Here is a 25,083-nt window from a genome sequence, read left to right on the forward strand (position 1 = left end):
GAAAGACCCGGCGGAACAAGATTAGGCCGGCAGGCCGGGGCGGTCGAGTTTTTTGGGCGACAGCGTGAAGATCTCGCAGCCGGCATCGGTCACGCCGATCGTGTGCTCGTACTGCGCCGACAGTGAACGGTCGCGCGTCACCGCCGTCCAGCCATCGGACAGGACCTTCACATGCGGCCGCCCGAGATTGATCATGGGCTCGACGGTGAAGATCATGCCGGGCCGCATCTCGACGCCCTCGTTGACGTTGCCATAGTGCAGGATGTTGGGCGCATCGTGGAAGAGCTGGCCGACGCCGTGGCCGCAGAAATCGCGCACCACCGAGCAGCGCTCGCCCTCGGCATAGGTCTGGATAGCAGCGCCGATGGCACCGGTGCGGGCGCCGGGCCTGATCGCCGCGATGCCGCGCATCAGGCATTCATAGGTGACTTCAAGCAAGCGTTCGGCCGCACGCTTGATGGTGCCGACAGGATACATGCGCGAGGAATCGCCGTGCCAACCATCGAGGATGTAGGTGACGTCGATGTTGACGATGTCGCCATCCTTCAACGGCTTGTTGTCGGGAATGCCATGACAGACGACATGGTTGATCGAGGTACAGGACGATTTCGTGTAGCCGCGATAGTTGAGTGTCGCCGGCAGCGCGCCGTGATCCATGCCGAACTCGAAGACGAAGCGGTCTATTGCTTCCGTGGTAATGCCGGGCTCGACCATCGGCACCAGTTCGTCGAGGCAGCGGGCCGTGAGATCGCATGCCTTGCGCATGCCGGCAAAGCCGTCCTCGCCATAGAGGCGGATCTGGCCGGTATTTCTGAGCGGTGCCGTGGCGGCGTCGAGATAGGTGATCATTTTGTCCGTATTGCCGGTAGAAGGCCTTTGAAAGAGCCAGGGTGAAATCCCGACAGATTTGGCACTTGGGGGCAAAAGGTTCAAGGAAGAACTGCCTGACGCGGCCGGGCAGTCTGGATATTTGCATCGTCAGGGCCAATGTCTTGCCGGTTTGTGCCCGGCTTGCTTTCCTTTCTTGCCACCTTGCGTTAGGGCGGGGGAGGTTTTGGGAGATCGCAACCTTTTCATGACGGCCAAGCGTAGCAGATTGCTTAAAGCGCCGCTGGCGGCCGCCTGCTCATGTCTGATGGGCATGGTGCTGCTGGCGATGCTGTGCCTTGGCCAGCCGGAGATGCCAGCCTTCGCGGACGCTGCATCGGGCGGTGCCAGCGTCGGCGTCGAACGGTCTGGCGAGGTGGCGGCGCTGCTGCGTGTCACCGGCAAGGCGCAAGCGCTGGAAGTTCGCGCTGTCCGGCCGGTGCTGGCCAAGTTTGCCAGCGGCCATCCCGCCTTGCCGGTTCCCGAAGCTGTTTTCCTTCGGTTTGACCGGACTTCGCCGGACGCGGTTGTGTGCGGACACGGACCGGCCTCGGGTCGCAAGGCGAGCGCCAACCAGCCGCGCGCACCGCCCTCCATCCCGGCCTGAGCGGTCCAGAACCGCACTTTTCACCACATACCCATCCCTGTTCGCGTCGTGACCATGCGGCGGCTGTCGGCCGCGCAGCGGTCGCGCGGCGCGTCATTTCCGGATTATTTCAATGCAACGCATCAAGACATTCAAAACCCTGTCGCGCGCGGTTTCGGCGGCTTCATTCCTCTCCGTCCAGGCGCTCATCTGCATGGGAACCGTCTATTGGGCGGTAGCGGAGACACTCGGCCTGTCGGGAACCGGGGCGGTGATCCTCGCCGTCATTTTCGCGGCGCCATCGGCTTTGGTCCTGGTCACGGTGGTCCGCGTGGCTTTTGACGCCGAGACCGACCCGGCGAACCAGTAACGCTTCTGGCGCAGTCGCCGTCATGCAGCGGTTCGCGACCGCAGTGACGACACATTTCTGGGCCAGAAACCTGTCAAGGCAACTTTCGACGACGAACGGCGTTGCCTCGGTGACGCCGGTTCGGGAGACAGGAAATGGACAGACTGCAATTCGAGGTTCCGGTGCGCATCGCACCCGCGCCCGGCCTCCCGGTCGAGGAGATTTACGGCATCGAACAGGCGCTCGATTTTCTTCAGGATTGGCCCGCGCGACGTCAGGGCCCGGTTTATCAGAAGGCGTTCAATGCCTGCTTTGGCGCCACGGTGGACGTGGTCAAGACCGAGGATGCTTGTCGCGCATTCATGGCGTTTTGTCGTGCGAGCGGACTGATGGCCAGGGACATGATGACGCCGCGCAAGCGCGGTGGCGAGGCGAGATCGCTGCAGGCTTGAGGGCCGTCTCCCATTTCGGCTGTCCCGATCGAAATGCCAAGGGTCGCGTTTGAACGCACATGACGTGTCGCGGGGATCATCGCCTGCGTTGTCCCGGACGAATGCCCTGCATCGTCCCGGACGACTGCATGAAGACGCGCCAACGCACGCGCCGTTAAGGTTCCGTTTCCATCTTCGAGGTTACGCCATTGCTTGTTCAGCAATGGTTGATTCGTTGCGTCAGTCCCATGGTTCGGAAGATGTCCTCAGCAAACGTGCGTGCGTTCCCGATTGATCGTCAGGTTTTCCTTGTTCGGGAGGTTGCCGCCAAGCTGGGGACCCTGCATGGCGACAAGGCGACCTCCTTCTGGAAGGCCAAGGCTTCCGAGCTTCTTGATCACATTGTCGGCTCGGGCAAGGACAGGACTTCAGCCAGCGACGAGGTTCGCCGTTTCTTCTTTGCCGTGCAGCAAGAGATGCACATGCTGGCCGCCGACGCCGGTTGAACTGGAATTTCTCGCGGAACCGGTGGCGTCAAGCTGAAGTCGGGCCGCGAACCGGAAGACGTCCGCCTCATCCACCACGACACGATGGAGCCGCCGTTGCCTTGCTGCTAGCTGATCCCCCAGGTATCGTTTTCCGGATGAGCCATTCGAGGCTCTGCCACTTTTCCGAAAGTGCAGGCTTCCATGGCGAAGGTCCGTCAACCTTTCGGGGGTGCCGCGACACCGGCGTAGTGGCTTCCCAATTGCCAGAAGTGCAGGGGGAACCGCCCGCGCTCCTCTTCAACCAGCCGGAAGCCCGCCCCGCGGAGCAACCGCAAGGGATCGCGGTTGAGGTGGCAGCCACCGGCGAGCGATCCCCACGGCCGGTTCAGGCGCTCCTGCCATCTGCGGCGTAGCGGCCCCTCGGCCCGGCCGTGTTCGATGAAGATCAGCCGGCCCGTCGGCTTCAGGATGCGCCGGATTTCGGTCAGCGCCGTCTCAGGGTCCGGAATGGTGCAGAAGGCATAGGTCACGACGACGGTGTCGGCGAAGGCATCGGCCAACGGCAGGCTCTCGCCGCTGGCCCGCAGGCATTCGACCTCGAATGGCAGGGAACGGCTCTTCGGTCCGGCCAGGCCGAGCATAGTGCCGTCCGGATCGACGCCGACCAGCAGCGCCACCCTGGCGGCGTCGTAATAGGGAAGGTTCAGGCCAGACCCGAAGCCGATTTCGACGACAATGCCCTCTGCCCGCGGGATCATGCGCCTTCGCATGTGGGCGAACGCGTTGGCCGAACAGCCGGCGTGGACGAAGTAGGGAGCCATGCAGCGCGCGTACCAGGAGAGGCAGGATTGGCACATGGCTCAGCCTCCTTGCCCGGTGTTCGCAACGCCGAAAGGTGTGCCATCCCCGAAATCAGCCTCGGACGTACGATGGTGGGGGAGAGTATTGATCAGTGACATTTCTCGCTCCGGGGGAGTCTCCTGATCGGGCCCACTCGGCCCGACGTCCTGGGTACATAGAGGGCCGGCGTCCCCTCAACGTCCCCGCGCGGCCGCGTACGGATCGATGGAGCGATTGGAGTTCCGACTTCTGGGTTTTCCGGAGTTTCGTCTCAACGGGCGGCGGGTGGAACTCGCTCCACGCAGGGCGGCAGCGCTCCTGATCACCTTAGCCGGGGCCTGCGGCCCCATGGCGCGCGACGTTGCCGCCACTCTGTGGCCCGAAGCCGATGAGGAAGCCGCCGCGCAAGCCTTCGCCGCACACTGTGTAAAATCCCAATCGCCTTCCGCAGCGGGGTTATCGTCGCCAGCGGGGCATCACTCAGCCCGCATCGGGCCTGTCCGTCGAGGCCGACTCCAGGGTTTCGAGCACTCAGGGCCGCCTCCAGTCCCGGCTCCCGGCAAGGGTCTCGGTAATGACGGTGGTTCTGCACCGCTCTGGCGACGCGCCGGACTTGTCGAGGCCGGGCGCTTCATTGCCGCCAAGATCCCAGGCGCGCGGTGCATCGAGGTTCCCGGTGACAACCGCTGATTATGGGTCGGCGACCAGCAGTGCGCGCGCACTGCCGGGGTGATCGTTGCGAATCGATTTGTGAAGGCCGCGCGTCAGGCGGCCTCTCCCATGCCAGTCAGACGGCGGAGCACTGACTCTGCCTCGACCGTCATGCGCCGGACTATTTCGCCCGCAGGCAGAACTTCGTCGATGTTGCCGGCGCTTTGTCCGGCCGTCAGGCATGCCTGCTCCATGTCGCCGTCGAAATCGGGCGTCGGCAGGATGGCGCTGTAGCGCGGCACCGGGATTGTCTGGCCGTTCAGCACGGTAGAACCGATGAACTGGCCTTCCGCATCCTTGATGGCTTCGGCTTCCCGCCCCAGCGCCGCACGTGCGCCGTCATTGACGATGGCCCTCATCATCTGATCGGGCCATTCGGGGCCGTAGATGGACAGGATCGCCGTATCGCCCACATCGGCAGCTAGCACGCGGTGCTTGTAGGCATCGTGCGCTTGGGCCTCTTGCGAAGCGAGGAAACGGCTGCCGCACCAGACGGCATCAGCGCCGAGAGCGAGCGCGGCGGCCATGGTCGTGCCATCCACTATGCCGCCTGCGGCAAGCAGCGGCAGGCCCGGGAAAAGTCGGCGAATGCGGGGAAATAGCGTCATGGTGGACGCTTCAGCCCGGTTGTGGCCACCTGCCTCGGCCCCCTGGACGATAAGGGCCTCGGCGCCGAGGGCGACCGCTTGCTCAGCTTCCGCGACGCGGCCGACCTGCATCCAGACCTTGATGCCAGCGTGCTTCAGCCGTCCGACATGCTCCGCGGTCGGCAACGTCCAAAAGAAGATCGCGAGCGCCACCTGTTCCTCAAGCAGGACGGATATGTGTTCGTCGGTGACGAAGTCGCCGATCAGGTCGACACCGAATGGCCGCTTCGTAAGTGCCTTGGTCTTGCGGATGAGATCACACAGGACGTGGGCCGGGTTGATGTCTGAGCCGATCGTGCCAAGCCCGCCGGATTCGCACACAGCGGCCGCGAGAGCGGGACGGGCGATCATCGCCATGCCTGCGTTGACGATCGGCGTCGCGAGCCCGAAGTCCCGCATAATAGATGTCGAAATCATAGTCTGTATCCTTTGATGTAGTTGAGGGCGGCCTGCCCGCATCGCGCCGTCCGGGGGTTTGATCGTCATGGCCGTATCGTCATCGTGGCCATCGAAGGAATTTCCGAAGCGCTGGGTTCGCCGAGCGCGGCCCGTGCCATGGTCAGAACCGACAGCTCGGTATTGACCGAGAAGGCATCCACCATGACCCCGGTAAGTCCCATGGCGGCAAGCCGCCGCTCGTGCTTTTGCCGATATCGGCTCGCCGCCGCAGCATCCCTGAACAGGTAGATGCCCCCCGCATGCCCCGTTTCGCGGTCTTCCAGCCAGATCTTCCAGACAAGCCCGTCCTCATTGGCGATGTCGCTGGCTAGTTCTTGCGAGGCTTGCGCCAGTTCCTCTCCCCAGGGCCCTGCGAAAGGAAAACGAAACAACAGTGCGGTCGGCGTGGCCACGCGCCGCACGCTGCGATCGCCGGGGACGGGCCCGCGGCGACCGATCCTGGTCTTTGGTTCATTCATGATCTCTTTCCTGTGGATGAGCTCTTGCGGCCGCCGTGGCCTTGGCAGCCAACGATGGCCTGAAGGACAACCGATGCCGTTTCCGTGGCTCCATTCGATGCGGATCGTCTGCCTTGGAAGGCGACCTTTCCCGCGGCGGCGGCCTTGTTGGTTCGACCTTAGTAGACTGAGCGGTTCGATAAGGTCATGATGAGCCGATGAGTAATCGATGAGAACTTTGCTCCATGACTTCGGCCACGATCGCCGACCTAGTACGGGCAGGGCGCCGTTCTTCTTTGGCAGGACGCGATTCGGAATTGCGCCTTCTGCGTCAGGTGACGGCCCCGGGTGGACCGATCGTCGTCTACCTTCACGGCCCCGCCGGCATCGGCAAGACGGCGCTCGTTTCAGCGCTCGAAGCTACTCTTCGCGAAGATGACGGAGTCCGTGGGCTCAAAATCGCAGCAGGATCAGTGGAACCCACCCCCTCGACAATCCTGGCTGCGATGGGCCGGGCGCTTGGCAACGAAGTCACCCGAACGGTTGCCGATTTGGCGGATGCGCTGACAAGCATCAAGGAAACCACGGTCGTGATGATCGACGATGTCGATACTTGGCGCCTGGCGAGTTCATGGCTCCGGGTCGAGCTTTTTCCTGCTCTCCCGGCAAGCACGCGCTTCGTATTGGCAGGCACAGCCGTTCCACCGCCGGCTTGGTCGTCGGACTACGGACGGTATTTCGTTGATATCAAGCTCGGCGCGCTTCCGAGATCCCAAAGCGATGCAGTGGTTGCCGCGGCGGGCCTGTCGCCGGAAACAGCCGAGCGCATTTGGGCCTTGACCGGCGGTCATCCTCTTGGCCTGCACATGGCGATCCACGCCGCGCGCACCGGTTCGCTCGGCACCACACGCGACGCCGGCGAACTCGCCAACGCCGTCCTGAATGCCATCGGAGACACCCAGTTGCGACGGGCTGTCGAAGCATGCGCCATTGTTCGACGCGCAAACCGGGCCCTGGTGTCAGCCATTCTGCAGACTGAAGAGCCGGTACAGCTTTCGTTGCTCGAGGCTGTCGAAGCCCTGCCATTCGCGACGCGCGACGCCGAAGGAATCTATATCGCGGAGCCGGTGCGGCGGGCCATAGTCGATTGGATGTCTGGCGTTGAAGCCGAACGCTATCAGTTGTGGCGCAAGATCGCGGCAGACTGGATCGTCAAACGCCTTCGCAGTTCGGGGCGCTCCGGCCGATGGCGGCACATGGCCGATCTTCTCCACCTGCTGGAGCAGCCTGCACTTCGCAATGCGTTCTTTCCTCCGGAGGCGGAAGCGCCGCCTGTCGAGGCGGCTCGCGCTGATGATTTCCAGCAAATCCTGGACATCGTCGATCTGCGCGACGGCAGCGACGAGCGCGCACGTATCGAGGCATGGATTCAGCATCTGCCGCATCGGTTTTCTGTGGCACGAGGACCCGACGGTGAAGTGCTGGCTTTCTACTTGTTCACGCGCCAGGACGATCCGCACGACGGGCTCGGCGCACTTGATCCTCTCTTTGGTGCTTGGCAAACCCATCTGGCTGCAAATCCCGTGAATGGGGAAGTGCTGTTCATCCGCCAAATTTCGGGGAGGGCCACCGAAGCCCACGAAGCTGGCCGCATCGCCTGCATTCTCGACCTGAAACGCAACTATATCGAGCGTTGGGGAATGGCGCGGATCTACTGCTATGCCTTCGCGGGCGACCGCGAGCTGCTGCATCGGCTCGGGTTTCGCTCCTTGCAGGAAGCGCCAACCGATATGCCGGCCACCATGGTGCTCGAAGTTCCGGGCGGCGACATGATTGGATGGGTCTCGGCTCTGGTCGACGCCGGACCGACGGGAATGGTCGATAGCGACAATCTGGATTTCGCGCGCGATCGCCGCGAGGTAGTCGTGGAAGGACATGCAGTCGAGTTGACCCGTCTGGAGGCGCAAGTCCTTGGTGAGCTGATTGATCGTGCGCCTGCGGTGGTACGACGCGAAGATCTCATCGAGCGTATCTGGCGCCGCACATATGTCGGTAGCAACGTCGTTGATACGGTCGTGCGGACGTTGCGCAAGAAGCTGGGGTCCAGGCGCGATTGCATTCAGACGGTCCCAAAGGCCGGTTATCGATACGTCCAACCCGGCACGTCCGCGGCAAGCACTTTACCAATAGTTGCCAAACTTGACGGCCTGGAAGATCGAATCGAGTCGATGCCAGGGTGAAGGCCAATATCTGCGTCCCCAATTCCAGACGCGAGAGGCTGCCAGTTCGTCACCGGCCCAAAACGCGACGTCCGCGGCTTGGTGATGCCCGTAGGTGGCGCAACGGCTACTCTCATCGTTCTCGCGTCAGCTGGGTCAGATCGCCCCCGCCGGGCGGCCGGTCACCGACACGCGCTCCGCCGGGGTTTTACGGCAGTGGGGCAGGGGTGGCCTGGCGGCCCTTCCACTGAGGGTTCAGGGGACTGAACCTGCCAGCCATAAGCAGCTGTGGACGGATAGGTTTTGTCAGCAGAGAACGTGATCGCGCGGCAGGCATCTCTGCGAACCGCCACGCCGGTGCTATGGTGTGCCCGCACTCATCAATCAGCAAGGATATGAGGCATGCCCGGGGTCACCCGCCGTACACTTCTTGCGTTCACGGCCATTGCGTCTGTCGTTGAACCGACGTTTGCCGAAGGTGAAGGTATCTCGCGCGAATTGCAGTCGCTGATCACAACCCATGAAACCGCCTACGCTGCGCTCCACAGGGTTGTTCACCAAGCGGGCAGCAACTGGCATGACCGCAAGATGGCAGACCGAATTGAGGAGCAAACCTTGCTAGCCATATGTTCCTATCCTGCCATCAGCAGAGGCGATCGCCGGGCCAAATCCGAGTACTTGTTGACTATTGAGGCAAGGGGTGAACTCGACCTGAAAGAGCACATGCAGGCCATCTTGCACTCCATTGTGCCGGGTTGATTTCTGGCGACGTCGGACCCTGCCCGTTGCCCATGGCGGCGAGCCTTTTTGGGCGATGGCTTGACAACCTTCGGCACCCTCACGCTATTGTGGAGCAGGGCAAACAGGGGGATTCCGATGAAGAAGACGTACGAACAGCCGACACTCATCAAGAAAGATCGACTGTCCAGCGTAACGGCTGGCCCGGGTCCCTCAATCGCGCCGCCGCCGCCACCGCCTTGATGGTGCGGCTGCAAAAACGCCCGCCTCGGCTCACGCGAGGCGGGCTTTGCGTTTTCAGGCGTCGATCCTGCTCCGGCTGAATTTCCGCCGTTGCCTTGCCCGCCGCCATTATCGTGGCCGCCACCATTGCCGGCAGCTCTGCGAAGGCAGGAGAGGCTCATCCTTCGAATCAATCCCAGTTTTTCGCCTGTCGCGAACGCAGGCCGACCGATCCCTGCCCTATAGAGGGACCTACCGCGTCTCGGCAATTGCTCTATTAGCGAGCGGCAAACCATCGTCGGCGATCGCCCGCGCGGGACGCGAGTTTTCTTGGTCGTCTGACCGCCTTGCGTGGGCGTCTTAAGCGCCTTCCCGATCAACTCCTCGACGACCGTAGTCGTGCCGCTGGCCGGCAATAAGGCCATGTCCGCCCGGTATGGGCTTCTGGCGTCCAAGTGACGTAAGGCCCGCTACCCACGGTGATGGATTTCTTTATGATTCCCCAGGCCATATTAGCCAGCGGAGCGAGGTCTTCGGGTAAGTATTTGATTATCCTGGTACGCCCAAGGGGAATCGAACCCCTGTTACCGCCGTGAAAGGGCGGTGTCCTAACCGCTAGACGATGGGCGCGCTCAGACGAAGCGGCTTATACTGGCGTTGCGCGCAACCGGCAACCCGTCAAGTGCCGGCTTGGACAACTTTTTTCCAGCCTGTCAAATCTGGTGTTTCGAGAGGTCCGGCCCGGTGCCGGCATCTGCTCGGCTGCACTCCTCGGCCAAGGTTCCGGCCTGGATCCCAGGGTCTCCGCGACGGAGCTTCGCCCAGGGATGACGAAGTTGCTCCTAGCCGTCGCCACCGCCGCTGCGCCGGCGGCAACGCCAGTTCCAGTCGCGCTCGGGGCCGACATCGACGTGCACGGATTCGGTGTGGCAGTAAGTGCCCACGCCGCCGCGGCCGGGCATGCTTCTGATATAGCTTGCCAGCTCCCATTTCGAAACGCCGGGGACCTGGATGTCGGCGGCGGCGCAATACATGTGCAGCGAATTCTTGGCACCGTTGGCACGCCGGTTGCGGGCCGGATCGCGATAGCCCGACGTCACCGTCATCTTGCGGCCGTAGTGGCCTTCGATCGTCTTCAGCACCCGAACCAGCGAGGGCTTCAGGCACGCCACGTCGACGCTCTCGTTCTGCTTGAGCAATCCGTTGGGCGCCAGCCGGGCCATGCCGGCGGCGGACGCGACCTGATAGGCCCCGGCGCCCGTGCCCTCGTCCTCATTGAGGTCGACGTCGCTTTCGTCGTCGAGGCCGGATTTGCGCTTGATTTCGAACAGGGCTGTCTGGCGCACGCCGGGCAGGGCATCGCTACCAGTGATGTGGCCGGTCTCGCCGCCGATCGAGGCCAACTGCACCGGCTTTGCCGTGGAATCGGCCGAGGCCAGCGTGATGATCGGCTTTGCCGGTGCTGGTGCCGGCTTGGCCTGCACCGCGGGCGGCTCACCCGACCTGGTGTTGATGAGCGGTGTCGCCGAGGCCGGCGTGGCGCCAAACATCGAGGCCAGGAAGCCTTTTTTCTTGGGTGCTTCGGCCTGCGGCGATTGTGGCATCTCGCCAGCCGTCACGTAGACCGGATTGTTCATCGCTGGCGCGGCTGTGGGCTTTGGCGCGGTCACGCCTGCATCGGCGGCGGCAATCTGTTGCGCCACCGCGTCGTTCTCCCGCGCCGTCTGGGCCGGCTGCTGCAATGATTGCGGCGTGTTTCCCGCGATCGTTTCGGCGCCCGGCGGAGTGGTCAGCGGAAAGGCGGCCTGGGGGTTCGCTATTGGTACATAGGCGACCTTCTCGGGAAGCGCCGTATCGCTTGCCGTCATCACGGTCGTCTGCTCGGTGGTGACCTGCGACGAATCGGCGACGGTGGCCGCCTTGGCGCTCGAGGCCGCGCTTATGTCCGATGCAGTAGCGTTGTAACCCGGCATTCCAACCGACATTGTCGGGTCGCCAGCCGAGGTGCAGGAAGCCAGAAGCACGGAGCAGAGCGCTGCCACGATGGCGCGGCGTTCTCCCTTTGCGAGGCTCCATCCTGCTGATTTCAAAGCCAAATTCCCCCTCGATGTCCGGTCGGCATATCCTTGATGCAGCGCTGAAACGTCCGCGTCGAGGTACCTTTGTCTCCGATCCGGAAACGAGACCTGTGTCAAATCCGCAAGCCTGGAAGTATTTTTGTCGTGATTGCTGAATTGTGGCCGCTTGAAGGTTGACGACACCATTTCGCCCGCTTTTACCGGCCCGTCAACTCACCAGACATTACAGTCCGTTACACACGCACCTTCACATAGGTACCGGGAGCATCCCCCAAGGTTTTCATATGCTTGCCGGGTTTGCGGGCAGGCACGCGGGTGTTGTCCTTGGCCTCGATCCAGTCTTGCCAGTGCGGCCACCAGGATCCTGGATGTTCGGTGGCCCCGGCAATCCACTGGCCGAAGTCGCCCATCGGCGTCCCTCCGGTCCAGTACTGATACTTCTTGGATGCCGGCGGATTGACGACCCCGGCGATATGGCCCGACCCGGCCATGACGTAGTCGACCTTGCCGCCGAAATATTTCGAGCCGAGGAACACGGAGAGCGCCGGCGCGATGTGATCTTCCCTGGAGGCGAGGTTGTAGACGGGAATGGTGATGTCGGCGAGCGAGACCGTGTGGCCCGCCAGTTCCATCGTGCCGCGCGAAAGGTTGTTCTCGAGATAGCAGTTGCGCAGATAAAAAGAGTGGTTGGCCGCGCCCATGCGGGTCGAATCGGCGTTCCAGTAGAGCAGGTCGAAGGGCAGGGGATCCTTGCCGCGCATGTAATTGTTGACGACATAGGGCCAGATCAGGTCGCCTGAACGCAGCATGTTGAAGGCGGTCGCCATCTTGGTGCCGTCGAGGTAGCCCTTTTCGCTCATCGACTTTTCCACCGCCGCGACCTGTTCCTCGTCGACGAAGACTTTCAGGTCGCCGGCGTGGGTGAAGTCGACCTGCGTGGTGAAGAAGGTGGCCGACTTGATGCGGTCGTCGCCTTCCTGCGCCATCAGCGCCAGTGCCGCCGCCAGCAGCGTGCCGCCGACGCAATAGCCGATCGCGTTGACGTCCCTTTCGCCGGTGGCCTTCTCGATCGTGTCGAGGCCGTATTGCAGCCCTTCGCGTATATAGGCTTCCCAGCTCTTGGTGCCGTGGCGCTCGTCCGGGTTGATCCAGGAGATGACGAAGACGGTGTGGCCCTGCTCAACCGCCCAGCGGATGAAGGACTTCTGCGGATTTAGATCAAGGATGTAGAACTTGTTGATCCATGGCGGGCAGATCAGCAGCGGCCGCTTGAGCACCATCTCGGTCGCGGGATCGTATTGGATGATCTCGGCGACATCGCTGCGGCCAACCACCTTGCCGGGAGTGGTGGCGATGTTCTTGCCGATCTCGAAGGGCGAATAGTCGGCCTGGCGCAGCTTCAGATCGCCCTTGCCGGCGGCGATGTCCTCGGCCAGCATCTTCATGCCGCGCACCAGGTTTTCGCCGTTCGAGGCGACGGTTTCGCGAAACAGTTCCGGGTTGGTCAGGATGAAATTCGACGGCGAGATGGCGTTGGACACCTGCTTGACGTAGAAGCCGGCCTTGTGGCGGGTGTGCTCGTCCAGGCCATCGGCGTGTTCTACCAGGTCGGCCGCCCAGCGCGAGGTGACGAGATAGGCCTGCTTGAGAAAATCGAAGAAGGCGTTGCGGCCCCATTCGGGGTCGAGGAAGCGCTTGTCGCCACGTTCCGGCTTGACGGCGTCCTCTGTGCCTTCGGCGGCGTTGCTGGTGCGCTGAATGGCGTTGGCCCAGACAGTCATGTAGCCGGAGAACAGTCGCGTCTGCGCTTCCAGCGCGCGCTGCGGATCGGAAAGCCAGTATTCGCTGAGCTTGGAGAAGGTCTTCACCATGTCGACGACCGGCTCGGCGACGCTATCGCGCACCTCGCCTTTTTCGCGTGGCTCGGCCCATGCGGAAGCAGCCTTGCCGGCCTGCTCGATCATGCGCGCCATGTTCAGGGCAAAGCGTTCCGGGTCCTTCACCAGATATTGCTCGACGGTCGAAGGCTCGTCATCTTCCGCTTTGCCCGAATCGGGTGTCTTGGACATGGTTCGCGGGGTTCCTCCCGAAGCGTTTTCTTGACATATTAACATGGGACATCCGACCGGGTCCAATCTCGCTCTACCTCGGCTGCCAAGGAAACAATATGACGATTAATATTGGCGAGACTGTTTTTTTCGGTGCTGGACGTTTTCTGCGCATCGGCGCGGCAATCATCCTTCTGGGGATTGCCGCGTGTTCGAGCACCAACGCTCCGGGGCCTGTCGCGGCGGGCATGGGGCCGAAGGACACCGGCACCTTTCCAAACCTGAACATCAAACCGCAAGTGGCGGCGCCGCAGTTCACCGAAGCCGAGAGGAACGCCAAGCTTGCGCAATTGAAGGCGGATGAGAACGCGCAGGGCGCGAAAGGCGGCGGTCCCAAGGTCACCGACCAGGCGGCGCTCAAGGATCTGGCCAAGAAACATGGCGGTGAAACGCTGAAGCAGATCGAAGGCAAATGCGACCCCGCCCTCGACCCTACCTGCAAATGAGTATATAGGGCGCGCGCAAACGCGCCCTCCAAAGACCAAGTCACCAAGTGATGTCTGGAACTGCCATGGAAGAATTTCACAAGGTCCGCCGGCTTCCGCCTTACGTCTTCGAGCAGGTCAATCGGCTCAAGGCCAGCGCCCGTTCGCGCGGCGCCGACATCATCGACCTCGGCATGGGTAATCCGGACCTGCCGACGCCCAAGGCGATCGTCGACAAACTTTGCGAGGTCGTGCGCGATCCGCGCACCCATCGTTATTCCTCTTCGCGCGGCATTCCGGGCTTGCGTCGCGCCCAGGCCAACTACTATGCCCGCCGCTTCGGCGTGAAGCTCAATCCGGACACGCAAGTGGTGGCGACGCTGGGGTCGAAAGAGGGCTTCGCCAACATGGCGCAGGCGATCACTGCCCCGGGCGACGTGATCCTGTGCCCCAATCCGACCTATCCGATCCACGCTTTCGGCTTCATCATGTCGGGTGGCGTCATCCGCTCGCTGCAGGTGGAGCCTGATGACGGCTTCATCCCGGCGCTCGAGCGCGGCGTGCGGCACTCGATCCCGAAGCCGCTGGCGCTGATCCTCAACTATCCGTCGAACCCCACGGCGCTGGTCGCTTCGCTCGATTTCTACAAGGACGTGGTGGCGTTCGCGAAGAAGAACGACATCATCATCCTTTCCGACCTTGCCTATTCGGAGATTTATTTCGACGGCAATCCGCCGCCGTCGGTGCTGCAGGTGCCAGGCGCGATCGATGTCTGCGTCGAGTTCACCTCGATGTCGAAGACCTTTTCCATGCCCGGCTGGCGCATGGGCTTCGCCGTTGGCAACGAGCGGCTGATCTCGGCGCTGACGCGGGTGAAATCCTATCTCGACTACGGCGCCTTCACGCCGATCCAGGTGGCGGCCGCGCATGCGCTCAACGGTGACGGCGCCGACATCGCCGAGGTGCGCGACATCTACCACAAGCGCCGCGACGTGATGGTCGATGCCTTCGGCCGGGCCGGCTGGGCTATTCCCGCGCCTGCGGCTTCGATGTTCGCCTGGGCGCCGATTCCGGAGCCGTTCCGTCATCTCGGCTCGCTCGAATTCTCCAAGCTGCTCATCGAGCACGCCGACGTGGCGGTAGCGCCCGGTGTCGGCTTTGGCGAACATGGCGACGATCACGTGCGCATCGCGCTGGTCGAGAACGAGCACCGGATCCGGCAGGCGGCGCGCAACATCAAGCGCTTCCTGTCGACCAGCGCCAAGCAACCCAACAACGTGGTGCCGCTTTCCGCACACCGGTAGGCTTGCCGCACACAATTTTTCGATCTGACTTGAAGGACGTCGCCGGCTATGGCTGAAGCACTGCGTGTTGGAATTGCCGGTCTCGGCACGGTTGGCGCGTCGGTGGCGCGTGTGCTGTGCGACAAGGCGGCGGAACTGACCCGGCAGTGCGGGCGCGACATCGTCGTCACCGCGGTCTCGGCGCGCGACCAGAAACGCGATCGCGGCGTCGATCTCGGTTCGGCGAAATGGTTCGACGATCCGGTCAAGATGGCGCAGGCCGGCGACATCGATGTTTTCGTCGAACTGATCGGCGGCGACGAGGGGCCGGCGCGCGCCGCGGTGAAGGCGGCGCTCGAAGCCGGCCATCATGTCGTCACCGCCAACAAGGCGCTGCTCGCCAAGCATGGTGTTGCGCTGGCCGAGATCGCCGAGAAGAAGGGCGTGCTGCTCAATTACGAGGCGGCGGTGGCGGGCGGTATTCCCGTCATCAAGACGATGCGCGAGGCGATGGCCGGCAATTCGGTCACCCGCGTGTTCGGCATTCTCAACGGCACCTGCAACTATATCCTCACGCGCATGGAGGCCGAGGGCATCTCGTTCGACGCTTGCCTAAAGGACGCGCAACGGCTGGGCTATGCCGAGGCCGATCCGACCTTCGACATCGAGGGCCACGACACCGCGCACAAGCTGTCGATCCTGACCAGCCTTGCCTTCGGCACGAGGATCGCTGCCAGCGATATCTACATGGAAGGCATTTCCAACATCACCCAGGCCGATATCCGCGCGGCCGGCGATCTCGGCTACCGGATCAAGCTGCTTGGCGTCGCCCAGCGTACCGAAAGCGGCATCGAGCAGCGCGTGCACCCGACCATGGTGCCAACGGCCTCGGTCATCGCGCAGGTGCATGGCGTCACCAATGCGGTGGCGATCGAGACCGACATACTGGGCGAACTGCTGCTCTCCGGCCCCGGCGCCGGCGGCAACGCCACTGCCTCGGCCGTGATCGGCGACATCGCCGACATCGCCAAGAGCCGGCCCGGCTTCCAGCATGGCCCGGTCTTCGGCCGGCCGGCCAAGGAACTGAAACCCTACAAGAAGGCGCAGATGCGCAGCCATGCCGGCGGCTACTTCATCCGCCTGACCGTGCACGACCGCATCGGCGTGTTCGCGGCGATCGCCAAGCGCATGGCCGACAACGATATCTCGCTGGAATCGATCGTCCAGCACGCGGTCAGCGGCGAGGCGGCGGCGCAGAAGACGGTGATCCTCGTGACCCACGAGACGACCGAGGCCGCCGTGCGCAAGGCCGTCGACGGCATCACCAAGGATGGTCACCTGACCGACAAGCCGCAGGTCATCCGCATCGAGCGGGCAGGGTAGCTTCCATTCGGGCCGCAGCGCGGGCAGATATCGCGCCGGTTTTGCACCTCGGTGCGATGGCAAACAGCCGCGATATGCCGGAACGAATTCACGTCGGCGCCGTTCTCTTGGTGAGCAATCAAAAGGAACCGCTTCATGGCCGATACCAACAAGTCCGACACCCCCCATATCGACGACATCCAGAAGGCTCTGGAAAAGCAGATCGCCGAACTGCGCAAGGAGATCACCAGGATCAACAAGAGCATTTCGGCGCGCGGCGCGGAAATGCTGGACGACGCCAGCGAGCAGGCTTCCGATTTCTACGAGACCGCGGCGAGCCGCGCGTCGCGAACCGCCCAGCAGCTGCGCACCCAGGCCCAGGCGGTGTCGGAAGTCGCGCGTGAGAATCCCGGCACGACGACCGCCGTGATCGGTGTGATCGGCCTGCTCGGCTTTCTGGCCGGGCTGGCGATTGGCCAGTCGATGAACGACACGCCGCGCCGCTGGTATTGATGGCATCCCGATAGAGCCGGCGTTGCCGGCTCATTTCCTTGTTCCCGGTAGATCATTTCCAGGAGGGCACCATGGCTTCATCGATGCTGATAGGCATCCTGATCACGTTCCTTGTGATCATCCTCGTTCTCTATCTGGTCCAGCGTCTGCCGCTCGACGCAAGGATGAGGCAGATCGTCCAGATCATCGTCATCATCATTGGCATCATTTCGCTGCTCAAATATCTCGCGGTCTTCTAGGCCGCGAAGCGCGCCAATGCGTCGCCGCTGGCTGTGATGGGGATCAGGCAGCCGACCGGCAACCGATCATGATTTTCACTTTTCGGGCCGGTCGGGTTCTTCCCGACCGGGCCGGCCCTATTTCAAAAATGTGGTTTAATCGATTGATATTGCTACTTATTCGATAAAACTCTCGGCAGGTCTTGCCGTTGTCATGCTCGTTTGACAAAAGAGACGCGCCTCCGGCGGGAGGCGGCGTGCAAGCGAGGATCTGCCGAAATGAATGTGGCCCAGAACATCGTCGCCGGTCTTGACCGGATACTCACCATGGAGCTGGTGCGCGTCACCGAACGGGCCGCCGTCGCCGCCGCGAGGTTGCGCGGTCGCGGCGACGAGAAGGCGGCCGACCAGGCCGCCGTGGACGCCATGCGCCAGGAACTCAACCGGCTTGCCATCAAGGGCACGGTGGTGATCGGCGAGGGCGAGCGGGACGAGGCGCCGATGCTCTACATCGGCGAGGCAGTCGGCTCCGGCAAAGGTCCGGCCGTCGACATCGCGCTCGATCCGCTCGAGGGCACGACGATCTGCGCCAAGAACCTGCCCAACGCGCTCGCCGTCATCGCGATCGCCGAGAAGGGCAGTCTGCTGTTCGCGCCCGATGTCTACATGGACAAGATCGCCATCGGACCAGGCTATGCCGATGGCGTCATCGACATCGATGCCTCGCCGGCCGAGAACATCGCGAGCCTCGCCCGGGCCAAGGGCGTCGCGGTGCCGAACATCACCGCCTGCATCCTCGACCGGCCACGCCATGCCAAGCTGATCGACGCCGTGCGCGCCACGGGCGCCGCGATCCGGCTGATCGGCGACGGCGATGTCGCCGGCGTCATACACACCACCGATCCCGAGGAAACCGGCATCGACATCTATCTCGGCACCGGCGGCGCGCCAGAAGGGGTGCTGGCCGCGGCGGCGCTGCGGTGCACCGGTGGCCAGATGCAGGGCCGGCTGATCCTCGATACGCCCGAGAAGGTCGCGCGCGCCGCGAAGATGGGTATTTCCGATCCGAAGCGGGTCTATCGTGCGGAAGACATGGCGCGCGGCGACGTGCTGTTCGCGGCCACTGGTGTCACCGACGGCAACATGCTGGCGGGGGTCAAGTTCGGCCGCACCTACATCACCACCCACACGATCGTGTTGCGCTCGTCCTCGCGGACCGTGCGCGAGATCAAGGCGCGGCATCAGGACCTGGATAAGTTCTAGACCGGCTTGCGAAGCCACGTCGCAATCGTTAGCCATCTGGTTGCATCCGATGCTGGCTGTAAGGACTTGGCGATGAAACCGTTCGACTGGCACGCCGACCCGATCTCGCGTGCCACGGCCATCACCAGATCCTATCGCAACACCCAGAACGTGCGCCGCTTTCTCACCCGCGAATGCGGCGATGGGTTCAGGTTCGACCGACCTTTCATGGCCTGGCTCAAGGACGGCGCGCAAAAGACGATGGGGGATGCCGCCGACGAATGGCTTCGGCGCCAGGCTGAAAAGCGGAAAGCGTAGGTTTCTTGAGGTTTCCCATCACCGCGAACCGCTTGGCTTTGCCTGCCTTTGGCCTATCCTGCGGCCATACATGAGTTGGCAAACCGCATGACCGGCGAACGGCGCCTCTTCCTCGACGTCAGACAGTCGGCTACCGGCATCTCCTGGGAGCACCGGCTGACCGAGCGGCAGGACATGGTTGCGCTCGCCATCGCGCAAGGCCATGGCGTGCCCGACATTGTCGCGCGCGTGCTTGCCGGTCGCGGCGTCACCGCCGAGCAGACCGAGCGGTTTCTCGATCCGACGATCCGCGACCTTTTGCCCGATCCGACATCGCTGACCGACATGGACAGGGCGGCGGCCCGCATCGCCGCCGCGGTGATAGCCAGGGAGAAGGTGGCGATCTTCGGCGACTATGACGTCGACGGCGCCGCCTCGTCGGCCTTGCTGAAGCGTTTTCTCGCACATTTCTCGGTGCCGTCGGAAATCTATATCCCGGATCGCATTTTCGAAGGCTATGGTCCCAATCCGGACGCCATGCGCGAACTCGTTTCGCGCGGCGCGACACTGATCGTCACTGTCGATTGCGGCACCAACAGCGCCGCTTCCATCGATGCGGCCAATGCGGCCGGCGCCGATGTCGTCGTGCTCGATCACCATCAGGTCGGCGGTCCGTTGCCGGCGGCAATCGCTGTCGTCAATCCCAATCGTGACGACGACCTTTCCGGGCAGGGCCATCTGTGCGCCGCCGGCGTCGTCTTCCTCGCCCTTGTGCAGACGGCGAAGATCCTGCGTGGCCGTATGGCCGACGCTGGGCTGCCGGACCTGCTTTCTCTGCTCGATCTGGCGGCACTTGCGACCGTCTGCGACGTGGTGCCGCTCATCGGCGTCAACCGCGCCTTCGTGGTCAAGGGGCTGCAAATGGCGCGCCAGCAAAAGAACGAAGGGCTGGCGGCACTGGCCCGGGTCTCGCGTATCGGCGAGCCGATCAGCACCTTCCACCTGGCCTATCTCATCGGCCCGCGCATCAATGCCGGCGGGCGCATTGGCGATGCGGCACTTGGCAGCCGCCTGCTTGCCACAGACGATCCGGTCGAAGCGCGCACCATCGCCGAAACGCTCGACCGGCTCAATCAGGAGCGGCAGCTGATGGAGCAGGAGATGCTGGCGGCGGCGCGCGCCGAGGCCGATGCCGAGCTTGCCGGTGGCAATGGACCGGCGATCGTCGTCACCGCCAGCAACAACTGGCATCCGGGCATTGTCGGCCTGCTCGCCTCACGGCTGAAGGATCACGCGCGGCGGCCGGCCTTCGCCATCGCCTTCAATGCCAACGGCGTCGGCACCGGTTCGGGCCGATCGGTATCGGGTTTCGACCTCGGCCGATTGGTGCGAGAGGCCGCCGATGCCGGCCTGATCGTCAAGGGTGGCGGCCATGGCATGGCGGCGGGAATCACGGTGGAGCGCTCGAGACTTGGCGAGCTCAGGGCGTTTTTCGAAGAGCGGGCGGCCGCCGATGTGTTCCGGCTGCAAGGCGAGGAAAGCCTGGCGATCGATGGCGCGCTGGCCGCCGAAGGCGCGACGGTCGGTTTGCTCGACGCGCTGGAGAAGGCGGGACCATTCGGTGCCGGGCATGCGGCACCCGTCTTTGTGTTGCCGCGTCATCGGCTGGCCGACGCCAGGCCGGTCGGCACCAACCACATTCGCGTCGACTTGCAGTCGGAAAGTGGCGGCCGCATCCAAGCGATCGCTTTCCGCGCCGTCGATACGGCGCTTGGCGAATTCCTGTTCAAGAACCGAGGCAAGACGGTGCATGTCGCCGGCTCGCTGTCAGGCAACTACTGGAACGGCAACCGCACGGTGCAATTTCGCATTGTCGACGCGGCCCGAGCGTAGGGTTTGATCAGGCGAGAACGGTCTGCAGCCGTGTCAGTTCGCCGATCTGCGCCATCGTTGCCTCATAGCCGAGGCGGATCGCCTCGTCGGCGCGATGGAATTCGGTCAGGCCGATATGGCTGAGCTTCGGCTGCAGCGACATGTCAGGCGGATCGCCGGCAAGCCTGGCGCGCGAAATGCGGTCCTGGATGATGTTGAAGGCTTCGACCATGACGCCGGTAATGCCGAGCCGTGTCTCGCGGGACTGGCGGTCCGTGTCGACTTGGCCGGGCCTCGGCGCGTCCTTTTCGACGACCAGCTCGCCGGCGCTGTGCTTGATGACCGCGGCGCGGCCGAACAGATCATAGTGAAGGTTGACCGCCACAACGAGCGGCTGCTCATAGGCGCGGCAGACCGAAACCGGAACCGGGTTGACCAATGCACCGTCGACCAGCACGCGGCCGTTGCAGTTCACCGGCTCGAACACGCCAGGCAGCGCATAGGAAGCGCGCATGGCGGTGATCAGCGAACCGCTCGACAGCCAGATTTCATGGCCGGTGCGGATCTCGGACGTGACTGCGACGAAGGGCTTGGGCAGATCCTCGAAGCGAACACCGGCCACATGTTCACGCAGCCGGGCGTCCAGCTTCATGCCGCCGAACAGGCCGCTGCCGCGCAGATTGAGGTCGAGCAGCCCGAAGATGCGCCGTCTGGTCAGGCTGCGGGCGAAGTCTTCCAGCTCATCCAGCTTGCCGGCGAGATAACAGCCGCCGACCAGCGCGCCGATCGAAGTGCCGGCGATCATCGAGAGCTCGATACCGGCTTCATCAAGCGCGCGCAGCACGCCGATATGGGCCCAGCCTCGGGCGCAACCACCACCCAAGGCGAGCGAAATTCCTGTTTTCTTTGCAGGTTTTGGTTCGTACGCGCCGCCGGACGAAGAGAGGCCATTGGCTTCCCGAACGTCTGGTCTGTTACGCAATGACGCCCACTCGAGCATCATAATCTCCCTTGTCCCACTCCCTTTCTACAGGAAGTACGTTTGAGAATAGTGAATATGAGTGGTTTGTGAATATTGAATGGTTCACAAAGGCTTCCGATACGTGCTTTCCGCATCGAACAGCGGCTTGCTGCCGTCGCCGGCAAGCGTCGCCTTGCCTTCGGTCAGCCCCACCGTCCGATAAAAGCATGAACGCCGACCGGTGTGACAGGTTGCGTCGTGGCCCAACACTTTGACGCGCAGCCACAATGCATCCTGATCGCAGTCGGTGCGCATCTCGACGACATGCTGGAAATTGCCCGAGGTTTCGCCCTTCTTCCAAAGAGCATTGCGCGAGCGCGACCAGTAGTGGGCGATGCCGGTTTCCAGCGTCAGCCCCAGCGCCTGCGCATTCATGTGCGCCACCATCAACAGCATGCCATCTTCGGCATCGGTGACGACCACGGTGACAAGGCCGGCGGCATCAAAGCGCGGCGAGAGGATAGTGCCTTCCTCCAGCGCTTTCTTGTCTGATGGAGCTTTCGGAAATTCCAGTGCCGACATCGCCGGTTCATTTTCTTGTTTGACCATGATCTTTTTCGAAAACCGGTCTCCACTTTTCGGGATCATGGTCTGGCGAAGCCGGCGGGGACCGATCAGACTCCGCCGCCGCGCACCATGGTGACGAAACGAACCTGCTCATCGGGAGTGTCCTTGAAGACGCCGGTGAAGGTCGAGGTGAGGGTGGTGGAACCCTGCTTGCGGATGCCGCGCATCGCCATGCACATGTGCTCGGCCTCGATCATGACGGCAACGCCACGGGGATTGAGCACATCCTGGATGACGCCTGCGATCTGCGCGGTCAGTGCTTCCTGCGTCTGCAGGCGATGGGCGAAGATATCAACGACGCGCGCGATCTTGGACAGGCCAACGACCTTGCCGTCCGGCAGATAGCCGACATGCGCCTTGCCGATGATCGGCACCATGTGGTGCTCGCAATGCGAATGGAAACTTATGTCCTTGACGATGACCAGGTCGTCATAGCCGGCGACCTCCTCGAAGGTGCGGCCGAGTTCCTCGGCCGGGCACATGTCATAGCCGCCAAACATTTCGCGATAGGCCTTGGCCACGCGTTTCGGCGTGTCGACGAGCCCCTCACGGTCCGGATTGTCGCCGGTCCAGCGCAAGAGCGTGCGCACGGCAGCCTCGACTTCAGCTTCGCTCGGTCGGTCGGTGACCGGTTTTTCCATGTAGGCGGACTGGGGCATGAGTTTCTTGATGACGGCATCCATAAAAGGCGTCTCCCGTAGTTCCTCTCTGCGGAGGAACGAGTTGAACGGACCACGACCTTTCGGTGTCGGAAACTCGCCCAGTTTCCAGCCCCGTAAGCGGCGTGAACTTTCCGGCAAGAACGCTGGCTCTCGCTGCCTTGTCGATACCGGACTGCCAGCATTATATATGGTCATGACGAGCGAAAGGAAGACACGGCAGCGGCAATCGCTGTTCGCTTGGCGGCGACGGATTGGAAAATAATGATCAACGACGTCTACAATGCGAAAATTCTGGGTTTTGCCGGAAACATCGCGCGCATCGGCCGGCTCGACCATCCCGACGCGACCGCGAAGGCGCATTCCAAGCTGTGCGGTTCGACCGTCACCGTCGACCTCAAGATGGCGGATGGCGTGGTCACCGACTTCGCCCATGACGTGAAGGCCTGTGCGCTCGGCCAGGCGTCATCCTCGATCATGGCGCAGCATGTCGTCGGCGCGAGCGCCGAAGAATTGCGCGCGGTGCGCGACACCATGCTGAAAATGCTGAAGGAAAATGGCGCTCCGCCTGACGGCCGCTTCGCCGACCTGAAGTATCTGGAGCCGGTGCGCGACTACAAGGCGCGCCATGCCTCGACCATGCTGACCTTCGACGCCGTGGTCGACGCGATCGCCCAGATCGAGAAGAAGCGCGCCGAAGAAGCAGCTTAGGCCGGATCTCCCAAATTCCGCGCGCGCCGGCTTTCGGCAAATTCGCCGCGGATCCAGTCGGCGAAGGCCGCGGCCGGCTCCGATAGATCCCCCAAACTCCTGGCCACCAGCCAATAAGCGCCGGAGGCGACGTCGATGTCGAACGGCTTGATCAGGGCGCCGGATGCGATTTCCTCGCCGATCTGCAAGAGATCGCCCAGCGCCACGCCATGCCCGAGAAGGGCGGCCTGCTTTGAAAGCGACGCATCCGCCAGCATGGGACCGCGCGCGGGCACGGCATCGGCGGGCACACCGGCTGCTTCGAACCAGCGCGCCCAACCCTGCCGGTTTTCCTCGTGCAAAAGCGTGTAGCGACCAAGGTCGATCGGCTTCCCGAGGGCAGGACCCGAGGCGAGCAGCGCCGGCGACAGAACCGGCGAATCGACTGTCGAGGCAAGTCGCTCAGCCTCACTGTGTGGCCACGAGGCGGCGTGCGCGCTGAAGCGCAAGGCAAGTTCGGGCTGATCGCTACGGAACTCGATCAGCCTTGGATCGACTTCGAGGGAAACGTCGATATCGGGTCGCAATTCGCGAAATCGATTGAGCCGTGGCACGAGCCACACGGATGCAAGTGAGGGTTCGACGCTGACGCGAACCACGGACTGCGCAGGGACCGTGACCAATTGCGAAAGCAGTCTGTCGATGTCGTCAAAACTCCGGACCAATTGGGCGAGCAGGCGCCGGCCTGCATCGGTCAGGTCGACGCGGCGGTGGTGACGTTCGAACAGGGGCTGACGCAGGAAGATCTCGAGCTCGCGGATTTGCCGGCTGATCGCCGCCTGCGAGACAAAAAGCTCCTCGGCGGCCCTGCTGAAGCTCAGATGCCGGCCCGCCGCCTCGAAACTCCTCAATGCCGTCAGCGGCAAGCGCCCACGCTTCATTCGCATAACCTCAGATTATCCGTAGTGGAAATTATACTCGTTTGAAGGCGAGAGCCAGTGGCGGTCTAATCGCGTCAAAGGAGACCGACCATGATCCAGTTCCTGAGCATCCTTGGCGATGTCATGCGGGTCGCGACGTTTCAATGGCGTGACGGACAGCAGCAGGCAAAGCGCCGTGAAGAGCCGGCCAGTCCTGTCCGCCGGGCGCCTTCGGCCGGACAACATCCCTTTCGTCGTTCGAGACCCTGAAGCGGACGACACCAACGGGTGGGACGGGGATTGCGTTCCGCGGCCGAAGTCCACATCTATCCGTTCGGAAACGCGATACGGAGAATGCGGTGCGCGACCAACATGGGCATGCGCATATCGTCGGACGGCCGAGGCGCGGCCGCAACTGGCCCGGCCCGTGGCGCAAGACGCCGGGCCGTGTCCTCGGCACGTCGCTCGTGCGCCTTTACCAGCTGACGCTGTCCGGCTTTGTCGGCAATTCATGCCGGCACCTGCCGACCTGTTCCGAATATGCGCATGAGGCAATCGCCCGCCATGGCCTGTGGGCCGGCGGCTGGATGGGTTTTTTCCGGGTGCTGCGCTGCGGGCCATTCGGCACGCATGGCATCGACCTTGTGCCGGAGGCGCTGGCGAATCGTTATGTCTGGTTCATGCCCTGGCGCTACTGGCGGATCGGCAGCAAGCACGGCAAAGCGCAGAGCTGACGGCGCCGGTCAAGCCTCGGCGACAGTGCGCATTTACGATCCGGTAGGGTTAACGCAAGCCTGCACAAAGACTGCGCATTTGAGACAAATTCGAGACAAG

Annotated in this window: 27 protein-coding genes and 1 tRNA gene; 17 read left to right on the top strand and 11 right to left on the bottom strand. The window is 63.1% G+C overall.

The window, feature by feature from the left end:
* Positions 1-21: 21 nt before the first annotated feature.
* Complete coding sequence (gene map / locus OOJ09_RS11600; RefSeq protein WP_269905349.1) at positions 22-849, bottom strand: type I methionyl aminopeptidase; 828 nt, start codon at positions 847-849, stop codon at positions 22-24.
* A 226-nt stretch (positions 850-1,075) separates the two neighbouring features.
* Between map and OOJ09_RS11605 the strand changes: the two genes are divergently transcribed.
* The 4 genes from OOJ09_RS11605 to OOJ09_RS11620 all read left to right on the top strand — a co-directional run bounded on the left by OOJ09_RS11605 (position 1,076) and on the right by OOJ09_RS11620 (position 2,739).
* Positions 1,076-1,474 (top strand): hypothetical protein, encoded by a 399-nt coding sequence (locus tag OOJ09_RS11605; RefSeq protein WP_269905350.1) that lies wholly within the window; start codon positions 1,076-1,078, stop codon positions 1,472-1,474.
* Between the two features lie 112 nt (positions 1,475-1,586).
* Positions 1,587-1,823 carry a hypothetical protein gene (locus tag OOJ09_RS11610; RefSeq protein ID WP_269905351.1) on the top strand — a complete coding sequence of 79 codons (237 nt, stop codon included), beginning with the start codon at positions 1,587-1,589 and terminating at the stop codon, positions 1,821-1,823.
* 134 nt (positions 1,824-1,957) lie between these two features.
* A complete protein-coding gene (locus tag OOJ09_RS11615) occupies positions 1,958-2,254 on the top strand; it encodes a DUF982 domain-containing protein (RefSeq protein WP_269905352.1) in 297 nt (98 codons plus the stop codon).
* A gap of 188 nt (positions 2,255-2,442) precedes the next feature.
* On the top strand, positions 2,443-2,739 hold the full coding sequence (locus tag OOJ09_RS11620) for a DUF6074 family protein (protein ID WP_269905353.1): 297 nt from the start codon (positions 2,443-2,445) through the stop codon (positions 2,737-2,739).
* A 197-nt stretch (positions 2,740-2,936) separates the two neighbouring features.
* Here the strand turns inward: OOJ09_RS11620 and OOJ09_RS11625 are convergent, their stop codons facing one another.
* The 3 genes from OOJ09_RS11625 to OOJ09_RS11635 form a co-directional block, all read right to left on the bottom strand.
* Positions 2,937-3,578 carry a class I SAM-dependent methyltransferase gene (locus tag OOJ09_RS11625; RefSeq protein WP_269905354.1) on the bottom strand — a complete coding sequence of 214 codons (642 nt, stop codon included), beginning with the start codon at positions 3,576-3,578 and terminating at the stop codon, positions 2,937-2,939.
* 747 nt (positions 3,579-4,325) lie between these two features.
* A complete protein-coding gene (locus OOJ09_RS11630) occupies positions 4,326-5,405 on the bottom strand; it encodes an NAD(P)H-dependent flavin oxidoreductase (protein ID WP_269905355.1) in 1,080 nt (359 codons plus the stop codon).
* Complete coding sequence (locus OOJ09_RS11635; protein WP_269905356.1) at positions 5,402-5,836, bottom strand: monooxygenase; 435 nt, start codon at positions 5,834-5,836, stop codon at positions 5,402-5,404. The genes OOJ09_RS11630 and OOJ09_RS11635 overlap by 4 nt, the downstream gene beginning before the upstream one ends.
* Positions 5,837-6,060: 224 nt before the next feature.
* Between OOJ09_RS11635 and OOJ09_RS11640 the strand changes: the two genes are divergently transcribed.
* A complete protein-coding gene (locus OOJ09_RS11640) occupies positions 6,061-8,055 on the top strand; it encodes a winged helix-turn-helix domain-containing protein (RefSeq protein ID WP_269905357.1) in 1,995 nt (664 codons plus the stop codon).
* A gap of 381 nt (positions 8,056-8,436) precedes the next feature.
* Positions 8,437-8,793, top strand: coding sequence for a hypothetical protein (locus OOJ09_RS11645; RefSeq protein ID WP_269905358.1), 357 nt, complete (start codon positions 8,437-8,439; stop codon positions 8,791-8,793).
* Between the two features lie 756 nt (positions 8,794-9,549).
* Here the strand turns inward: OOJ09_RS11645 and OOJ09_RS11650 are convergent.
* The 3 genes from OOJ09_RS11650 to OOJ09_RS11660 all read right to left on the bottom strand — a co-directional run bounded on the left by OOJ09_RS11650 (position 9,550) and on the right by OOJ09_RS11660 (position 13,141).
* A tRNA-Glu gene (locus OOJ09_RS11650) sits at positions 9,550-9,624 on the bottom strand.
* 212 nt (positions 9,625-9,836) lie between these two features.
* Complete coding sequence (locus tag OOJ09_RS11655) at positions 9,837-11,090, bottom strand: YcbK family protein (RefSeq protein WP_269905359.1); 1,254 nt, start codon at positions 11,088-11,090, stop codon at positions 9,837-9,839.
* Positions 11,091-11,305: 215 nt separating this feature from the next.
* Positions 11,306-13,141, bottom strand: coding sequence for a PHA/PHB synthase family protein (locus OOJ09_RS11660; protein WP_269905360.1), 1,836 nt, complete (start codon positions 13,139-13,141; stop codon positions 11,306-11,308).
* Positions 13,142-13,239: 98 nt separating this feature from the next.
* On the opposite strand from OOJ09_RS11660, the gene OOJ09_RS11665 reads away from it, so the two are divergent.
* The 8 genes from OOJ09_RS11665 (at position 13,240) to recJ (ending at position 20,413) form a co-directional block, all read left to right on the top strand.
* Positions 13,240-13,626 carry a hypothetical protein gene (locus OOJ09_RS11665; RefSeq protein ID WP_269905361.1) on the top strand — a complete coding sequence of 129 codons (387 nt, stop codon included), beginning with the start codon at positions 13,240-13,242 and terminating at the stop codon, positions 13,624-13,626.
* Positions 13,627-13,691: 65 nt separating this feature from the next.
* Positions 13,692-14,909 (top strand): LL-diaminopimelate aminotransferase, encoded by a 1,218-nt coding sequence (locus tag OOJ09_RS11670; protein WP_269905362.1) that lies wholly within the window; start codon positions 13,692-13,694, stop codon positions 14,907-14,909.
* Positions 14,910-14,957: 48 nt separating this feature from the next.
* Positions 14,958-16,271, top strand: a complete 1,314-nt coding sequence (locus OOJ09_RS11675) for a homoserine dehydrogenase (RefSeq protein WP_269905363.1) — start codon at positions 14,958-14,960, stop codon at positions 16,269-16,271.
* 135 nt (positions 16,272-16,406) lie between these two features.
* On the top strand, positions 16,407-16,763 hold the full coding sequence (locus OOJ09_RS11680; RefSeq protein WP_269905364.1) for a hypothetical protein: 357 nt from the start codon (positions 16,407-16,409) through the stop codon (positions 16,761-16,763).
* A 71-nt stretch (positions 16,764-16,834) separates the two neighbouring features.
* Positions 16,835-17,002, top strand: coding sequence for a Thivi_2564 family membrane protein (locus OOJ09_RS11685; protein WP_081293949.1), 168 nt, complete (start codon positions 16,835-16,837; stop codon positions 17,000-17,002).
* Positions 17,003-17,260: 258 nt separating this feature from the next.
* Positions 17,261-18,244, top strand: coding sequence for a class II fructose-bisphosphatase (gene glpX, locus OOJ09_RS11690; protein ID WP_269905365.1), 984 nt, complete (start codon positions 17,261-17,263; stop codon positions 18,242-18,244).
* A 72-nt stretch (positions 18,245-18,316) separates the two neighbouring features.
* Positions 18,317-18,541, top strand: coding sequence for a DUF6434 domain-containing protein (locus OOJ09_RS11695; RefSeq protein WP_269905366.1), 225 nt, complete (start codon positions 18,317-18,319; stop codon positions 18,539-18,541).
* An 87-nt stretch (positions 18,542-18,628) separates the two neighbouring features.
* Positions 18,629-20,413 carry a single-stranded-DNA-specific exonuclease RecJ gene (gene recJ / locus OOJ09_RS11700; RefSeq protein ID WP_269905367.1) on the top strand — a complete coding sequence of 595 codons (1,785 nt, stop codon included), beginning with the start codon at positions 18,629-18,631 and terminating at the stop codon, positions 20,411-20,413.
* Between the two features lie 7 nt (positions 20,414-20,420).
* Here recJ and OOJ09_RS11705 read toward each other — a convergent pair whose 3' ends face one another.
* The 3 genes from OOJ09_RS11705 to folE form a co-directional block, all read right to left on the bottom strand.
* The gene (locus OOJ09_RS11705) at positions 20,421-21,392 is read right to left on the bottom strand and encodes a patatin family protein (RefSeq protein ID WP_269905368.1); all 972 of its coding nucleotides are present in this window, start codon (positions 21,390-21,392) and stop codon (positions 20,421-20,423) included.
* An 84-nt stretch (positions 21,393-21,476) separates the two neighbouring features.
* Positions 21,477-21,935, bottom strand: coding sequence for a phosphoribosyl-AMP cyclohydrolase (gene hisI, locus OOJ09_RS11710; RefSeq protein ID WP_269905645.1), 459 nt, complete (start codon positions 21,933-21,935; stop codon positions 21,477-21,479).
* Positions 21,936-22,027: 92 nt separating this feature from the next.
* Positions 22,028-22,663, bottom strand: a complete 636-nt coding sequence (gene folE / locus OOJ09_RS11715) for a GTP cyclohydrolase I FolE (RefSeq protein ID WP_091575232.1) — start codon at positions 22,661-22,663, stop codon at positions 22,028-22,030.
* Positions 22,664-22,903: 240 nt separating this feature from the next.
* On the opposite strand from folE, the gene OOJ09_RS11720 reads away from it, so the two are divergent.
* Complete coding sequence (locus OOJ09_RS11720; protein ID WP_269905369.1) at positions 22,904-23,350, top strand: iron-sulfur cluster assembly scaffold protein; 447 nt, start codon at positions 22,904-22,906, stop codon at positions 23,348-23,350.
* Here OOJ09_RS11720 and OOJ09_RS11725 read toward each other — a convergent pair.
* Positions 23,347-24,270, bottom strand: coding sequence for a LysR substrate-binding domain-containing protein (locus OOJ09_RS11725; protein ID WP_269905370.1), 924 nt, complete (start codon positions 24,268-24,270; stop codon positions 23,347-23,349). The two genes, OOJ09_RS11720 and OOJ09_RS11725, sit on opposite strands and share 4 nt — an antisense overlap.
* A gap of 90 nt (positions 24,271-24,360) precedes the next feature.
* Between OOJ09_RS11725 and OOJ09_RS11730 the strand changes: the two genes are divergently transcribed.
* Both OOJ09_RS11730 and yidD read left to right on the top strand, forming a co-directional pair.
* A complete protein-coding gene (locus tag OOJ09_RS11730; protein ID WP_269905371.1) occupies positions 24,361-24,519 on the top strand; it encodes a hypothetical protein in 159 nt (52 codons plus the stop codon).
* Between the two features lie 89 nt (positions 24,520-24,608).
* Positions 24,609-24,983: a membrane protein insertion efficiency factor YidD gene (gene yidD / locus OOJ09_RS11735; protein ID WP_269905372.1), complete on the top strand. Its 375-nt coding sequence runs from the start codon at positions 24,609-24,611 to the stop codon at positions 24,981-24,983.
* Positions 24,984-25,083: the final 100 nt, after the last annotated feature.

The sequence above is a fragment of the Mesorhizobium qingshengii genome (genome assembly GCF_027563465.1).
Taxonomy (GTDB): Bacteria; Pseudomonadota; Alphaproteobacteria; order Rhizobiales; family Rhizobiaceae; genus Mesorhizobium; species Mesorhizobium qingshengii_A.

What these genes read in the sequence shown, in the direction of transcription:
- map (WP_269905349.1), bottom strand. Translation starts at nt 849, where the DNA reads ATGATCACCTATCTCGACGCCGCCACGGCACCGCTCAGAAATACCGGC.
- OOJ09_RS11605 (WP_269905350.1), top strand. Translation starts at nt 1,076, where the DNA reads ATGACGGCCAAGCGTAGCAGATTGCTTAAAGCGCCGCTGGCGGCCGCC.
- OOJ09_RS11610 (WP_269905351.1), top strand. Translation starts at nt 1,587, where the DNA reads ATGCAACGCATCAAGACATTCAAAACCCTGTCGCGCGCGGTTTCGGCG.
- OOJ09_RS11615 (WP_269905352.1), top strand. Translation starts at nt 1,958, where the DNA reads ATGGACAGACTGCAATTCGAGGTTCCGGTGCGCATCGCACCCGCGCCC.
- OOJ09_RS11625 (WP_269905354.1), bottom strand. Translation starts at nt 3,578, where the DNA reads ATGTGCCAATCCTGCCTCTCCTGGTACGCGCGCTGCATGGCTCCCTAC.
- OOJ09_RS11630 (WP_269905355.1), bottom strand. Translation starts at nt 5,405, where the DNA reads ATGACGATCAAACCCCCGGACGGCGCGATGCGGGCAGGCCGCCCTCAA.
- OOJ09_RS11635 (WP_269905356.1), bottom strand. Translation starts at nt 5,836, where the DNA reads ATGAATGAACCAAAGACCAGGATCGGTCGCCGCGGGCCCGTCCCCGGC.
- OOJ09_RS11640 (WP_269905357.1), top strand. Translation starts at nt 6,061, where the DNA reads ATGACTTCGGCCACGATCGCCGACCTAGTACGGGCAGGGCGCCGTTCT.
- OOJ09_RS11645 (WP_269905358.1), top strand. Translation starts at nt 8,437, where the DNA reads ATGCCCGGGGTCACCCGCCGTACACTTCTTGCGTTCACGGCCATTGCG.
- OOJ09_RS11660 (WP_269905360.1), bottom strand. Translation starts at nt 13,141, where the DNA reads ATGTCCAAGACACCCGATTCGGGCAAAGCGGAAGATGACGAGCCTTCG.
- OOJ09_RS11665 (WP_269905361.1), top strand. Translation starts at nt 13,240, where the DNA reads ATGACGATTAATATTGGCGAGACTGTTTTTTTCGGTGCTGGACGTTTT.
- OOJ09_RS11670 (WP_269905362.1), top strand. Translation starts at nt 13,692, where the DNA reads ATGGAAGAATTTCACAAGGTCCGCCGGCTTCCGCCTTACGTCTTCGAG.
- OOJ09_RS11675 (WP_269905363.1), top strand. Translation starts at nt 14,958, where the DNA reads ATGGCTGAAGCACTGCGTGTTGGAATTGCCGGTCTCGGCACGGTTGGC.
- OOJ09_RS11680 (WP_269905364.1), top strand. Translation starts at nt 16,407, where the DNA reads ATGGCCGATACCAACAAGTCCGACACCCCCCATATCGACGACATCCAG.
- OOJ09_RS11685 (WP_081293949.1), top strand. Translation starts at nt 16,835, where the DNA reads ATGGCTTCATCGATGCTGATAGGCATCCTGATCACGTTCCTTGTGATC.
- glpX (WP_269905365.1), top strand. Translation starts at nt 17,261, where the DNA reads ATGAATGTGGCCCAGAACATCGTCGCCGGTCTTGACCGGATACTCACC.
- OOJ09_RS11695 (WP_269905366.1), top strand. Translation starts at nt 18,317, where the DNA reads ATGAAACCGTTCGACTGGCACGCCGACCCGATCTCGCGTGCCACGGCC.
- recJ (WP_269905367.1), top strand. Translation starts at nt 18,629, where the DNA reads ATGACCGGCGAACGGCGCCTCTTCCTCGACGTCAGACAGTCGGCTACC.
- OOJ09_RS11705 (WP_269905368.1), bottom strand. Translation starts at nt 21,392, where the DNA reads ATGCTCGAGTGGGCGTCATTGCGTAACAGACCAGACGTTCGGGAAGCC.
- hisI (WP_269905645.1), bottom strand. Translation starts at nt 21,935, where the DNA reads ATGTCGGCACTGGAATTTCCGAAAGCTCCATCAGACAAGAAAGCGCTG.
- folE (WP_091575232.1), bottom strand. Translation starts at nt 22,663, where the DNA reads ATGGATGCCGTCATCAAGAAACTCATGCCCCAGTCCGCCTACATGGAA.
- OOJ09_RS11720 (WP_269905369.1), top strand. Translation starts at nt 22,904, where the DNA reads ATGATCAACGACGTCTACAATGCGAAAATTCTGGGTTTTGCCGGAAAC.
- OOJ09_RS11725 (WP_269905370.1), bottom strand. Translation starts at nt 24,270, where the DNA reads ATGAAGCGTGGGCGCTTGCCGCTGACGGCATTGAGGAGTTTCGAGGCG.
- OOJ09_RS11730 (WP_269905371.1), top strand. Translation starts at nt 24,361, where the DNA reads ATGATCCAGTTCCTGAGCATCCTTGGCGATGTCATGCGGGTCGCGACG.